Annotated in this window: 17 protein-coding genes and 1 pseudogene; 3 read left to right on the forward strand and 15 right to left on the reverse strand. The window is 35.3% G+C overall.

The genetic code is table 11. The features are described from left to right. Position 1 precedes the first annotated feature (1 nt). The 7 genes from ACYH0O_RS12860 to ACYH0O_RS12890 form a co-directional block, all read right to left on the reverse strand. Positions 2–199 (reverse strand): hypothetical protein, encoded by a 198-nt coding sequence (locus ACYH0O_RS12860; protein ID WP_482629031.1) that lies wholly within the window; start codon positions 197–199, stop codon positions 2–4. After that, positions 196–1,434 carry an ATP-binding protein gene (locus tag ACYH0O_RS12865; RefSeq protein WP_482629032.1) on the reverse strand — a complete coding sequence of 413 codons (1,239 nt, stop codon included), beginning with the start codon at positions 1,432–1,434 and terminating at the stop codon, positions 196–198. The genes ACYH0O_RS12860 and ACYH0O_RS12865 overlap by 4 nt, the downstream gene beginning before the upstream one ends. 170 nt (positions 1,435–1,604) lie before the next feature. Further along, positions 1,605–2,321: a response regulator transcription factor gene (locus ACYH0O_RS12870; protein WP_482629033.1), complete on the reverse strand. Its 717-nt coding sequence runs from the start codon at positions 2,319–2,321 to the stop codon at positions 1,605–1,607. Position 2,322: 1 nt separating this feature from the next. Then, complete coding sequence (locus tag ACYH0O_RS12875) at positions 2,323–2,838, reverse strand: cytochrome c oxidase assembly protein (protein ID WP_482632563.1); 516 nt, start codon at positions 2,836–2,838, stop codon at positions 2,323–2,325. Beyond that, the gene (locus ACYH0O_RS12880) at positions 2,753–3,181 is read right to left on the reverse strand and encodes a cytochrome c oxidase assembly protein (protein ID WP_482629034.1); all 429 of its coding nucleotides are present in this window, start codon (positions 3,179–3,181) and stop codon (positions 2,753–2,755) included. The genes ACYH0O_RS12875 and ACYH0O_RS12880 overlap by 86 nt, the downstream gene beginning before the upstream one ends. A 60-nt stretch (positions 3,182–3,241) precedes the next feature. After that, entirely contained in the window at positions 3,242–3,976 is a 735-nt protein-coding gene (locus tag ACYH0O_RS12885) for an urease accessory protein UreH domain-containing protein (protein ID WP_482629035.1), read from the reverse strand. A gap of 529 nt (positions 3,977–4,505) precedes the next feature. Beyond that, positions 4,506–4,766, reverse strand: a complete 261-nt coding sequence (locus ACYH0O_RS12890; RefSeq protein WP_482629036.1) for a four-helix bundle copper-binding protein — start codon at positions 4,764–4,766, stop codon at positions 4,506–4,508. Between the two features lie 162 nt (positions 4,767–4,928). Between ACYH0O_RS12890 and ACYH0O_RS12895 the strand changes: the two are divergent. Both ACYH0O_RS12895 and ACYH0O_RS12900 read left to right on the forward strand, forming a co-directional pair. Beyond that, positions 4,929–5,572: pseudogene (locus tag ACYH0O_RS12895) on the forward strand (Tn3 family transposase); the annotation flags it as partial. Between the two features lie 991 nt (positions 5,573–6,563). Beyond that, positions 6,564–6,986 carry an OsmC family protein gene (locus ACYH0O_RS12900; RefSeq protein WP_482629037.1) on the forward strand — a complete coding sequence of 141 codons (423 nt, stop codon included), beginning with the start codon at positions 6,564–6,566 and terminating at the stop codon, positions 6,984–6,986. A 578-nt stretch (positions 6,987–7,564) separates the two neighbouring features. On the opposite strand, the gene ACYH0O_RS12905 is transcribed toward ACYH0O_RS12900, so the two are convergent. The 5 genes from ACYH0O_RS12905 to ACYH0O_RS12925 all read right to left on the reverse strand — a co-directional run bounded on the left by ACYH0O_RS12905 (position 7,565) and on the right by ACYH0O_RS12925 (position 10,641). Beyond that, complete coding sequence (locus ACYH0O_RS12905) at positions 7,565–7,789, reverse strand: hypothetical protein (protein WP_482629038.1); 225 nt, start codon at positions 7,787–7,789, stop codon at positions 7,565–7,567. Between the two features lie 350 nt (positions 7,790–8,139). Further along, positions 8,140–8,430 (reverse strand): hypothetical protein, encoded by a 291-nt coding sequence (locus tag ACYH0O_RS12910; RefSeq protein ID WP_482629039.1) that lies wholly within the window; start codon positions 8,428–8,430, stop codon positions 8,140–8,142. 67 nt (positions 8,431–8,497) lie between these two features. After that, the gene (locus tag ACYH0O_RS12915) at positions 8,498–8,773 is read right to left on the reverse strand and encodes a hypothetical protein (protein WP_482629040.1); all 276 of its coding nucleotides are present in this window, start codon (positions 8,771–8,773) and stop codon (positions 8,498–8,500) included. Positions 8,774–9,742: 969 nt separating this feature from the next. Next, positions 9,743–10,426 carry a Crp/Fnr family transcriptional regulator gene (locus ACYH0O_RS12920; protein WP_482629041.1) on the reverse strand — a complete coding sequence of 228 codons (684 nt, stop codon included), beginning with the start codon at positions 10,424–10,426 and terminating at the stop codon, positions 9,743–9,745. Positions 10,427–10,428: 2 nt separating this feature from the next. Next, positions 10,429–10,641 carry a glutaredoxin domain-containing protein gene (locus ACYH0O_RS12925; protein WP_482629042.1) on the reverse strand — a complete coding sequence of 71 codons (213 nt, stop codon included), beginning with the start codon at positions 10,639–10,641 and terminating at the stop codon, positions 10,429–10,431. A 249-nt stretch (positions 10,642–10,890) separates the two neighbouring features. Between ACYH0O_RS12925 and ACYH0O_RS12930 the strand changes: the two genes are divergently transcribed. Then, positions 10,891–11,031 carry a hypothetical protein gene (locus ACYH0O_RS12930; protein ID WP_482629043.1) on the forward strand — a complete coding sequence of 47 codons (141 nt, stop codon included), beginning with the start codon at positions 10,891–10,893 and terminating at the stop codon, positions 11,029–11,031. Positions 11,032–11,420: 389 nt separating this feature from the next. Here the strand turns inward: ACYH0O_RS12930 and ACYH0O_RS12935 are convergent, their stop codons facing one another. The 3 genes from ACYH0O_RS12935 to ACYH0O_RS12945 all read right to left on the reverse strand — a co-directional run bounded on the left by ACYH0O_RS12935 (position 11,421) and on the right by ACYH0O_RS12945 (position 13,050). Continuing rightward, the gene (locus tag ACYH0O_RS12935; protein ID WP_482632564.1) at positions 11,421–12,053 is read right to left on the reverse strand and encodes a peptide-methionine (S)-S-oxide reductase; all 633 of its coding nucleotides are present in this window, start codon (positions 12,051–12,053) and stop codon (positions 11,421–11,423) included. 78 nt (positions 12,054–12,131) lie between these two features. Continuing rightward, the gene (locus tag ACYH0O_RS12940) at positions 12,132–12,449 is read right to left on the reverse strand and encodes an iron-sulfur cluster biosynthesis family protein (protein ID WP_482629044.1); all 318 of its coding nucleotides are present in this window, start codon (positions 12,447–12,449) and stop codon (positions 12,132–12,134) included. A 487-nt stretch (positions 12,450–12,936) separates the two neighbouring features. Continuing rightward, positions 12,937–13,050 (reverse strand): hypothetical protein, encoded by a 114-nt coding sequence (locus ACYH0O_RS12945; RefSeq protein WP_482629045.1) that lies wholly within the window; start codon positions 13,048–13,050, stop codon positions 12,937–12,939. Between the last annotated feature and the right edge of the window lie 117 nt (positions 13,051–13,167).

Genomic DNA, 13,167 nt, shown 5'->3' on the forward strand with positions numbered 1-13,167 from the left:
ATTAACTCCTTTTTTTAAAATAAATAAGATATAAAATAACTCCTGCTACTATCGGTAAAGACATCCAAAAACATAGAGTAGCAAAGGTCTTAAAGTAGGATCCTAACTCTTGATAAAACATGAAAGTCCCTGACATGGTTAAACAAGCTAAACCGGCGAATATCAATAAAAACGGTATGAGGAATTCCAATTTCTTCATGATAATCCCTCCTCTGTATAAACTGGGAACTCTAGCCTTACCTTGGTGCCTTTTCCTACCTTACTTTGAACATCGATGGAACCATTTTGTAAGCTCACAAGGTGCTTGACTATTGATAGCCCTAAACCCGTACCTCCATATTGTCTTGATCTTGATTTTTCAACTCGATAGAACCTATCAAACAAAAACGGTATTTCATTTTCTGGAATACCAATCCCTGTATCCTCAATTTCTATAACTACTTTTGATTCATCACTGAACAGCTTGATTTTTATATAGCCCTCCTCTGTATATCTAATGGCATTTTCAACTAAGTTAATGAGAACCTGTTCAACCCTTAGTCCGTCTGCCAATATACTGGGAATCGAAATGATAGGATCAAAGGAAAGCTGCAGCCCTCTTTCTTTAGCCTTCAACCGAGTTTTCTCCAAAGAATTTTCAATGACTTCAATAAGATCAATTTCCTCCAGTTGTAAATGGAAATGTCCTTCTTCCATTTTTGATAGTTCAAAGAGGTCATTTACTAACTTAGTCATCCGTGTTGCTTCTTGTTCAATGATAGATAAATACTTATCCTTTTCTTCCTCCGATTCGTAAAGGCCCTCTTTCAGAACCTTTGCAAAACCATCTACATATGCAAGAGGTGTTCTAAGTTCATGAGAAACACTTGCGAAAAACTCCTGACGATTCGTGCGATAACTCTCAAGTTCACTAGCTAAATCATTAATTGATCTTCCCAACGTCCCAATTTCATCCCCCGTAGTGATGCCTACTCTTGAGTTAAGTTCTCCTTTAGCCATACCACGGGTAACGGAAACCATATCCAATAAAGGTCTTGATAACCTTTTAGATACGATATATATCAAGCCTGAGGCCAATAGTATACTGCCAATACCAGCAAGTATTAGCAAATTTTTAATCACCTCTAAAGATTGTGTAATAGGTTCAATTGAAGAGAAGACATAAATACTGCCAATAATCTTATCATTTCTATCAAAGATGGGTCTCCCTATATATAGAAACCTTTCATTTAACAACCGATCATAATACTCATATCTCGGAATATTTTCATCTTTGCCAAGAAGGAACGGTTCCATTGTGACTTTTCGGTTTTCTTCAAAACTAGGAAGACCCGAATTTGCTAATACTTTTCCATTACTATCTGCAATCACTATTTCCTGGTCGGTCATCATTGCTAAAGTCTCGAACATATGGAAGATTTCTTCATTTTCCAATGAGGAGATTGAATCAGCATAGCGCTTAGACAAGTCCATAAGCTGATCCTGAACTTTACTAAAATGAAACCCCGAGAAAATCTGTTGGGTAACAAAGCCTAAAGGGAGCAAAATTATTAGTACAATGATTAAGATACTTCCACCGAGTTTAAAAACAATACGATTCCAATTCATTTGTCTGCCTCAAGCTCATGGAATTTGTATCCCACTCCCCATACCGTTTTAATTGGATTAAAAGAAAGCTTATTTTTTCTAAATTTCTCTCTTAGGTTCTTAATATGGGAATCGACTGTCCGTATGTCCAGGACCTCATGAATTCCCCAAACAAGGTCCAAGAGCATGTCCCTTGTAAAAACTGATTTGGGATTAAGTACTAATAACAAGATAAGTTCATATTCCTTAGGTGTTAGTTCAATAAATTGATCTTTCACATAAACTTCCCTCGCGTTTTGATCAATTCTTAAATCATGTATCTCGATTTCATCTTCTGAGTTTTTAAGTGACTCTTTCTTTATAGAATTAGATCGGCGGATAAGCGCTTTTACTCTTGCTATTAACTCTTCAGCTTCATAGGGTTTTACTACGTAATCATCTGCCCCTACATCAAACCCCTGCACTTTATCCTTAATTTCACTTCTGGCAGTTAACATTAAAATTGGAGTTGTTTCATTATGTTGACGAATTTCCCTACATACCTCCCATCCAGACATATCAGGCATCATAATATCCAGGATGATTAAACTTATTTCTTTCTCGCCCACAAAAACTTCTAATGCTTTTTTTCCATTTCTAGCTTCCACTACCTCAAATTCTTGTCCTAAATGAATGGATAATAACTTTCTCATATTCCATTCATCATCAACAATTAAAATTTTATCTTTCGTCATTTTACATCACGTCCAGGTTATAACTTCTTTCGTTTTCTCTTTCTTTTTTTGCCCATTTAAAAAATATATAACCAATCATTGAACCATACACTATCTCTTGGAACACTTTCATAATGATACCGCCTGTTCGTTGATCTTCTAAATGAGGAAGAACATCAAACAATTGGGGGGCATGTGCGTAAACCGTATAAAAAGGAACCTTTGAAAAAATAATTAATGCACATGCTGGTGTAAGTAAAACTCCTGACGCAAAAATATACCCTATTTTTTGAATTTCAGATAAACTTTCTAATTCTCTTGTTAGCGGGATTAATGGAATCCACATTAGAATTGCACTAAGTGTCAAAAAAGCATGTGTCATGTTATGAAGCAAAGTATCCGCAACAACCGTATTAAAAATTAACGGTATATGATAAAAAGAAAACAAAACGTTAAACAGAAGAAGCAGAATTAAAGGAAACTTTAAGATTGAAAAGATTTTCTTCCTTAATCCCCATACCACAACTGGCTTTATCACCTTTTTTGGCAAGTAGCAATAAAGGCGGAAACGCAACATACACAATAGATTGCTCCAGCATATGTGCACTAAACAGGTACTGATCACCCAGATAATGTAGTGGACTTCCTAGCGCTATATAAAAAACTACTAGTGCGAGAAAAAAACATATAGACTGACTAAATGATTCTCTAAGTTTAATTAAGGAGAACATGAATATTAATACAGCAGCTAGCAGGTAGTTCCATTCACTCAAGTAATTTGGGGACAGCTCACTTCCATCCCCGCCATGAGCTAATGAATATATTGGCATTAGCATTGTGAAAAATGGCATTAGTAACAAGATTCTTTTGTATTTAATCATTCATTCTCCCTCGTTCTAAGTTATCTCTAGATAGATTAAAATTTTAAGAATTAAAAGTAGTTAGATTGCCCAATAAGTTAATGTATCAGCCACTCCTAAAAGAATCATGATTACTCCAGCAATTCTTTGGATAACCAAACCTATTTTCCTCCCTTTTTTCATTACCGTCCCACCAGCCTCATAATACCAGATTAGAAATATAGCCATAAATAAAGGAAGAGTTGTTCCGATTGCGAATATGCTAGGCAAAACAAAACCATAGGAGGTTGATACCACAACCGGCATCAAACTTACGAAAAATAATACGAACATGGTTGGACAGAACCCTAACGAAAAGCTAACTCCCATTAAGAAGGAACCTAATTTTCCTTCTTTAATAAATTCTCTTGGAATTTTTAATAACGTTAAGGTCCCTCTTAGCTTGATGATTCCTACCATAAATAGACCAGCAAATAATAGGACTGGGCCAATTATCTTTCGCATCCAAGGAAAGAATGGGATAATTTCTCTTTGAAACTCATTACCTAAAGACCAGGCTAACAATCCTATAACTGTAAAGGTGAGGATTTTCCCTAAGGTAAAAAAGACGACTTCTGACCACGCCATCCCCTTCTGCAAAGATTTGTTTCCGTAAAGTGTGATAGCCCCTATATTTCCTGTGAACTGACATGGTGCAAGTGCACCTACAATCCCTAATATAAAAGCAAACAATATAGGTATTCCTTCAGTGCCATATGTTAGATTTATAAAAGGCTCGGATAAAATATTGCTTGCTTTTGAAAAAAACTCGTACATATTATCACCCTATTCATTTCTTCACAGCTAATTTTAATTAAAATGTTTGAAGAAAGTATGGAGAAAGTCCATTTTTATTTATGTGATTATATTTCTAAACAAAAGAGCCACTCTTGTTTGAGTGACTCCTTTGACTTCAATCTTATTTAATTAAATGGCCAGAAACACGAAAAGACGCGTTTCTAATGAAGGGACCGATCGGAATAAGAATAACATTTTCTTTTCTGCCTATTTTATATAAAGTTATTATCGGCAATTAAACGTTGCTATTTTTTCTCATTCAAGGGGTCCAACTTGTAAAATTAACGTTACATTTTCATATCGAAATTTACTTAGTGAATGTTTACGTACTGGAACCCCTATAAGGGATGTTAACATCAAACCCTTTATCCGTTTCATAAATCTTGAAATGCACAAATGGTTCCAGTTCTCCAAATGCATTCTTTACACTAATTTGATAATTTAATTTGGATTCATTGTAACAATATAAATCCGTTTTTTATGAAGCTTGTCGACAAGCTTCAGCACATTATTTGGCAATTTCGATATCCCTAGTTTCACAAATTTCAGCGCATTTAATACAAACATCCGAACAAGCTTTGGCGAGGGCACCCATAAATTCACTGTCGCGTGCGCAAAATTTGCCGCAAGTATAACACAAATCAGCACAATCCCTTAAATACCGAATGAGTTTGGTGTCCTCTGAATCCAATGACGCAGCGTATGTTTTTTCACAAAATCTTGCCGCCTCAAAACATAATTTCATTGTATTTCCTTTAACATGTTCCACTTTTTAAACATCTCCTTTATGCATACTCTTATTTACTATTCACTCAAACCAAAGAAAAATGTATATTAAATTCAAATTTGTCTTAGAGAAAACTTTCAACTTCAGTTATATAATATGGATCCTGACGTCAAAACCTGGATAACGTATATACCAAATCCGCGTTTTGTCTTTGCTCCTAGAATGCGAGATCTATCTGACTCTAAACTTTATGTCATGGATAAATCCAATGAATATTTAAAGATTGAAAGCATTCTACGAGGAAAAATCAACATTAAGGTTATTCAAGATAACTATGATGATGTCTTACGATTAGCACATTCCATACGGGAAGGTAAAGTATCAGCTTCACTTATTTTAGGAAAGTTAGGATCTTATTCTCGCCAAAATAAAATGGCAACAGCATTGCGTGGATGGGCAGAATTGAAAAGACAATCTTTATATTAGACTATATTTCTAATGAAACATTACGCCGGCGTATCCAAAGGGGATTAAATAAGGGTGAAGCTATGAATGGATTGGCAAGAGCCTTATTCTTTGGTAAACGTGGAGAGTTACCGGAAAGAGGATTGCAAGATCAACTTCAACGAGCTAGTGCATTAAATATTCTTATAAATGCTATTACAGTTTGGAATACCGTTTATCTCGCAGAGGCTACAAAGATATTAAAAGAAAAGGGCCTATTAAAAGAGGATTTATTACCTCACATTTCCCCATTGGGTTGGGAACATATAAATTTACTTGGTGAATATTCATTTGATTCGAAAAAAGTACCAAAATCAAATGAACTACGACCTTTAAAGATATAAAAATCATGCTGATATCTCCTTAGCGTTGGGAATATCAGCTTTTATTTTCCATTTATTGTATTAAAGTGGGTTTTATGACAAAATGTTGGTTATACCCCTGATTTATTTGTTCTTTTAACCATCATGGTCTAATGCCCTTTGGTCTTTTTTTGGAATAAACAATCCATTTTTTACAGAAACAATCATATCAATATTTTTTTTGGATTGTCAACTCCACTTTTATTATAATAAAAGTATAGATAATCAATTTGTGGGAATGAAATCAAGCCGGCGGTTAACGAAAAAGGGAGAAGAAACTCGTAATCGAATCATTTCTGACTCAATGATGATTGAAAATGCCTTTGAAGATGTAGTTTGATCTGTTAGTATATCAGACTGAACAAGTGCTGATTAATCAGGAAGCTTTGGTGATTCATCTCGCCAGCATAGAAGAATTAGGGATTTGGCGCGACGCAAGAACCTGGCGAAATGTGCAAAGATTCCAATCCGGATGCGCTCTTGCATTGCTGACGGCACCTCAAGGCAGCTTCTTCTCACACAGATGCGAAAAGAAACACTACCACTTAAAGTTGGGGTCAAACCAACAAAAGCGGAAAAGATACGCCAAACAAATTTCGACATGAAGATAGACAAATTTTCCTACGTTAAGGAACCATCGGCCTTAAATTATTGATTATTGTATGCCATACAAGAAAAGAACATTCCTAAACGCCTCCTTTACGAACGGCTTTTTCCTTGCTATAGAAAAGCTTCCCATTGAGGAATAACTAGAAAGCATATATTAGCTGTTTATATTTAAGCCTATTGAAAATTTAATATATAAAGGATGATCATCTTCGTAAAACCAATAAATTTTCCCAAATCTTCATATATTGTCATGGAGGTATTTTTTTATGAATAAACATTTTAAAATATATCTAACTGGAAATATTATTAGAATCGGTTATACTGACTACATATATTTATAAGAAGAAAGCGGAGGATGAAAACAATGAAGATCAAATTAGATTGGAATAACAAAATGGCATTTTCGAGTATAACACCATCCGGTCATGAAATAAAAATGGATGCTGCGGAAGAAGTAGGGGGATCAAATAGTGGGGCAAGACCCACTGAACTACTCCTTAATGCAGTAGCAGGCTGTACAGGTATTGATATTATCTCTATTTTAACAAAAATGCGATTGGACCCTACTAAATTTTACATGGATGTGGAAGGTCAGCGGGCAGACGATCACCCAAAAAAATTCACAGAAATTCACATTCGTTATGCATTAGAAGGTGACCTTCCTGAAGAGAAAGTTGTTCGTGCCATCCAGCTTTCAGTAGATAAATATTGTTCAGTGGCCCATTCATTAAGCGCAACTATTAGTGTAAGTTACTCCATTAATGGAATAGAAACAAAAAGTGTTTAAATTGTTGGCAAGGAACTATATCCAATAATTCTTATGTTCATCTAACTGAAGAGCATAAATAATAAAGAAGTTGCACCCTAGGTCATTTATTACATAAAAATTTCCATATAAAAAAAGCTCACCATTATGTTCTTGTCCCATCAAATAGATAACGTAAAAAGCTAAGCAGTGAGCGTGTGTCGATATTCAATCGGCGCGCGCTTCTTTAGTTTCTTTTGTCTTTGTTTGTAATTGTAGATGTAATCCTCAAGAGCTTGCTCTACTTATTGTTCTGACTTACACTTTTATATAGGCTTTCGTTTTTGAGGTGTGAGAATAACGATTCTATATAGGCATTGTCCAGGTAGCTTCCTTTTCGCGAGTGGCTGCCTTTGATGCCGTAATCCTCTAATCGGCTGCTGTATAGCTTTGACGTATACTGGAAGCCTTGGCCGGCTCCAGCTATGTCTTTTTTTTGTCCATTTTTCTACTGTATTTAAACACAATTTCTAGATCATTTCTCTTAGATGGCTCCCAACTTACTATTTCGTTATTAAAGTCTCTTTCCTCTTCAACCGACTTGAATTTAGTCCTACCATTTAGAGGTAAGAGACTCCTCTACTCTCATCAAACGGTACTCCATCTTTCCATTTCTTATCACACTTTAAGCTGGCTGCAGTGACGGATTCCCCAACTTCTGCCAACACTTTATAACTCTTAGACCCATTCACATATTTCATGACGGTATTATGTATAAACTCCTCCGAGTACTTATTAAAAGTTTGTCCTTTCATAACATAGAAAAATTCCCCTCCAAGTAGCATTCTCTCCTCCATGGTAAATTGAAGGTTTTTTTGAATGTCTACTTATAGGGGACATTTACATTATGGCAAGATTTTTTATATTTATTTTAGAGTGATATTAGATAATTTAAATAGAATTTTTAGAACTGTTATGGAGAAAGGGTAACTTTTATAAAGATTGGTCATAATTACTCACAACTCCAAAGTTATCCACTAAAAGATATATTCTCGGAACCGTAAGAAATAGTTGTTTATTTAAAGCAAATAGTTACTCATGCTCAGTTGGATTTTTATGTCTTCAGAATAGACCAAACTTTGCAACCTGTTTTTTGATAATTTTTGATATGAATTATGGAGCATTGACAAAATGGTCAACACTTCAGTCCGAAATGTGGATATATATCATCCATCATAAAATTCTCTTTTTTCTCTTCTTCCTCGAAGATTTCGTCAGTTACTTTTTCTATTTGGATATTCTTAGGGCGGAGAAAATTTATGGTTTCGTGCTCTTCATCATATTGCTGAACAATCCCTACCATGGTTGGATATTTTTGAATATGCTCTTCATAGCATGATTGAAAGTCTTCGCCCACAACGAGGATTTCCTTTTTATGACCACCAATTTCATTATCTTCTATATATGAAATAATAAATTCTTTCATAATTTCCTCCATTAAAAACAATTTATATTAGGTGAAGTTTAGAATCAAAAGCATTTAGGTAAGCCTGTTATTCATTTATATCTATTCCAGATAAATTTAAAGAAAGGTCATCTATTACTAAAAATACACAACCAAAAATGGTTCTGTGATCGAAATAGTCCCCTTTAACTTCAACATTTATCTCAATAAAATTCCTTCTATTATGTATGTATTTTTCCTCATATTGATTAAAATTAATACTTGTAACAGATACACTGATTTCCTCAAAAGATTTTTTCAGCTCTTTTTCGAATATTGAATTATTAAAGTTTTCCCTGAAGAAAATACGAATAGTAAATTTCATCTCAAATCCTCCTTTCACTTATAATTTGTCAAATCTTCCTTACTTAACCTTTTTTCGGATAACTTGTGTATCCTTTATCCCATTTATTCAACTCACTCATTTTAAAACGAAAGAAAAAGCTGCCTGTAACCTTTTGATAGAATGAATGGAAATTTTATACTACACTTTTGGATGTGTGGTTCGAAAAATTCCAATCGAGATTTTTGCTCCTTTGAAATATTTGAAGAAACTCCCGAATACTAGTCTAAATAAGCAGTTTTTTTAAAAGAAAATGTATTGTATTACGTATATTGGTCAGCGGCCCTCACCAATATAATTATGGTGAAGGGAATGCAGTAATTGTTATGTATGAAAGAAATAACTGGCACATCTGCCTCGGCAATCTCAGATAATATCGTTCAAAATTATTGTTTAATTTAAAAACTGTGGGTATAATAGAGATATATTAAGACAAAATAAAAAAAGGCCACTGGCGGGAACCAGTGACCTTTCAGCACAGCAAACTGCATAAAGAGCAGCGACTTTTAGCGGTATAAGTTGACTGTTAGCTCAAAAAAAGAGTAACCATTTTCTTAACGCCTTGGTCGGGGGTAAGAGGGGGCTACTCTTTTCCTTTCGTAACCGCGATTACTGCAACGATGAGGGAAGCGAATGCTATCATTTACCCTAGTGCGTCTGCTATTGTAATCACCAGCGTCACCCCCTTTCTACAAGGGAATGGCCGCTGCCCTTTACCGACTTGCCGTATCTCCATTATACTCAAAATTTTAATCAGATACAGTAAATTCTTCTAAATTAAATGAACTAAACCCTTTAATAATTAATTGCAAAACCTGTTTTAATATCAAATGTTATGTAACATGCCTCCATGTCTCAGGACTTGCAACCTATAGACTGCACCCATGCCTGGAGCACATAAGAAAACGCAGAGGTATCCCCTTTGCGTTTAGTGATATGCAATGAACACAATTAGCCCTCATGCACCTCATATAATTCCTTAGCCAAGGCTGTATTAATTTTTAAAGGCTTCTTCTTAATCACTTCTTCCTTCTCTAACTCGCTTAAAAATAAACTGACCGTTTCTCTTGAAGAGCCGATCATACTGGCAATATCATGTTGAGTAATTTTTACCTCGACCGTTTGCCACTCCCCACTTCTCACACCAAAGCGGTTACTTAACTGCATGAGAAGAAGAACAATTCGATACTTTACATCTTTATAAGCAATACTTTCGGTAATTTGATACATTTCTTTAAGCTTTGAAGTCAAAATGGTAATGAGATTGATGGCAATAGATGGGTTTTGACGGATAAAATCCTCAAATTGATCCTTTGTTAATGTGCACACAAACGAATCGACCATCGTTTCTGCATAAATTTCAGACTCTGTTAATGAAAAGCTTGATGTTTCTCCAAACACATTTCCCTCACTTAAAAGATCAACCGTGAATTCCTTTCCAGTAGAAGATACTTTGTATAGACGAACCTGCCCTTTTTTCAAGAAAAATAGCGACCTCAGCTGTTGAGTTGGACTTAGAATGATCGTCCCCTTTTTAATAGGAGCCGTTAATGTTACTTGATCTAATTTTTTTAATTCTTCTTTTGGAAGCTCATCAAATATATTAATCTGCGAAAGAAGCATTAATTTATCCATGTCTAACCCTCACTTTTATATCGTTTAATAATCATCTCATAATCTAACCATTCGTCATTCAGCTCTAGCACTGGTAGCCCTTTGTCTAACGTTAGTGACTTCCCTATATCTAGGTTATCAAAAATATTAATCACTGTCACATCTATTCTTAGCTTGGAAAATAGCTTTATCACTTCCTCACATTTACAACAGCTTGGCAAAATATATAAAGTCATATCCTACTCACTCTTCCTTTCTTCATTAGTTGTCTTATCAACTGAATACAAATTGACTTCATATTACTGTTCATTATTTTACACAAAAAGCTTAAAAGTAAATGTAAGGGGTCTTATATTTTTTTCAAGAGTAGGAGACATAATAAAATTATCCAATATGAAAGGAAAATCAAACTTGAGTTTAAATTCTGAATTAGGTGTTACCTCTAGAATCCAAGCGGCTTAGCCCATTTGAGGCGATGCAGGTATTTGAACGCGTTCCATAAAAGAGGAAAGGAATCAGGGTTAGTAAATTGGATTGCAGAAGGCGAGAAAGCAAAGGACTACACATTAAAAAATCATCATAGCGAGGACATTTATTTATATGAAGAGCAGGAAAAGGTCCGGTAGTGATAACGTTTTACAACGGATCTCGGTGCCCTTTCTGTAATCGACAATTTAATCTAATTCGATTTCTCTTGCATGGATAGTGTATCGCCCGGTGTTTGTGGACTGATTGCCAAAGGCTGTACGCATAGCTCCTGTATATCGGGTAGGATCTCTTGGTAGGCTTTTTATTATTTAAAAGGTACTTATGAAAAGATTCGCTTAGATTTCGAATCCTTCAATGGGAAAGCAAACTCGATTTTACCAGTACAGGCTACGTTTATGATAGATGAAACTGTTGAGAACCGGTTTAAGGATGTAAATACAAACTTCATGTCTTGCATTGAGCCATATTTTACGTGCTTTAAGAAGCCTATAAAACTATAGCAGCCCTAGTTCAGGCTGCTTTTCATTTACCTCTTGCATACTATATCACACGCTTCACGTGCTTGATTTTTCGTCTCCATTGACAGTTCTTCGATCACTGACCAAAGAGTATGGTAGCCTGAATCCGAAAATTCCAGCATCAGCTCTTGAAGTGACCCACAGTCTTTTGAAAGGCCATTTAACCTGGCTGCTAGGGTTGAATCAACTAGGAATTCCTTTCCTTCAAGCTGCTGCCACTTTTCATAAACTGGCTTCCATCTTTGAAGATAATACTTTTGATGACGGATTTCTGCTTCGTAAAAAGTGTCAAGAGGCTCTACAGCGGTATAGCAGCAACCATGAAGCTGCTTGATGTGTTTTACTTTTTGAAGCATTTTATCCTTTTGTTCGTCGCTTTGATAAAATAGAACAGAACGATACTTAATCGAGCGAGGAGATCTCGTTGTATTATGCTGCTCAAAAAATTGAGTCAAGATCTGATCTAAATTAAGTTGATTTGAATCATATTGGATGTGTAAAGCCTCTGTATAATCTAAACTGTTTTTGGAGGTAGGCTGACCTTCTTTACCTCCCGCATACCCGACTCTTGTTCTGATGACTCCAGGGTGGTGGCCAAAACGTGACTCAGGTCCCCAGAAACAGCCCATACCGAACGTCACTGTATCCAATTAAATCACTCCTAAAAAAATACAAATCAAGGCAATCTTACATGGCAAGATACTTGATTTGTATCATTCTTAATTTCTATATTCTAATTTCATATACGCCGTATAGATTTGACTGTTACTTTTTAAGATAAACGTGGACTTACTTGGATTATAATCCACTACTAAGTCTTCATCAAATAAATGGTCTGACTTATGTCCCAATAAAACCGGCTTAAAGTTTGTAGAAAGGAGTTGTTGTTCCATCTCTGAACTTAGCTCCTTCATCCCGACAAATGTCACCCAATCCGCTCCAATGGAGCAGCCACCCAGACTAGGATTCAATTGATAAGCAATGGCAGGCTCCTGGTTTAATCTCTCAACTGCTTTATCCGAAAATTGTACATTCATAGTATCTGCCTCCTTAAAGAAATTTTAGCACCAGCCAAGGTCACAGCCTTCGACATATGCTTTAGGTTGAACTGCTTGTATGAGGTTCATATATTTAAAGATCTCCCCATTTTCCATCACATAATCTTGATGCAGCGCTAAATTTCACTGCTTATCAGGAGAAATGGAGATCGTTTCTATCTTTTCATCTTTAAAGAATAATTCTATTTGAGCTTCTTTTACAACTGCTCGAATATGCTCTGTTACATTCATCATGTGCTTCATTGTATTTCCTCTCCTTTTCGTCGTAATCATGAATCATCCTTACAATTTGAGTATAGAGGAAACCACGAAAGAAAAATGTCATGTACCTTACAGATAATGTTTGAAATCTCTAACTGGTAGAATATAAAAAAAGGAAAAGTGACCACATATAGTGGTTACTTTTCCGGATGATTTTGCTGTTTAGATGTGTTTAATGAGTGCTTCTTCAAGAGCTTCCGCTGGTCTATAACCAACAAGTGTATCTATACTTCGCCTTCTTTCTCACTAATAGAGTCGGGATGCTCATTACACCAAATTTATTAACTGTATCTTGGCTTTGGTCGACATCAATTTTCACAATTTTAACTTGATTACCATATCCTGATCAAGTTCTTATATTAGTAGTAAGAAAATCTTGAGGTGATAATTAAGTTTCGAAACTTTATCAAGGGGTGTAGTCTGTCCGAAATAAAGT

It is taken from the genome of Rossellomorea sp. H136 (assembly GCF_056838065.1).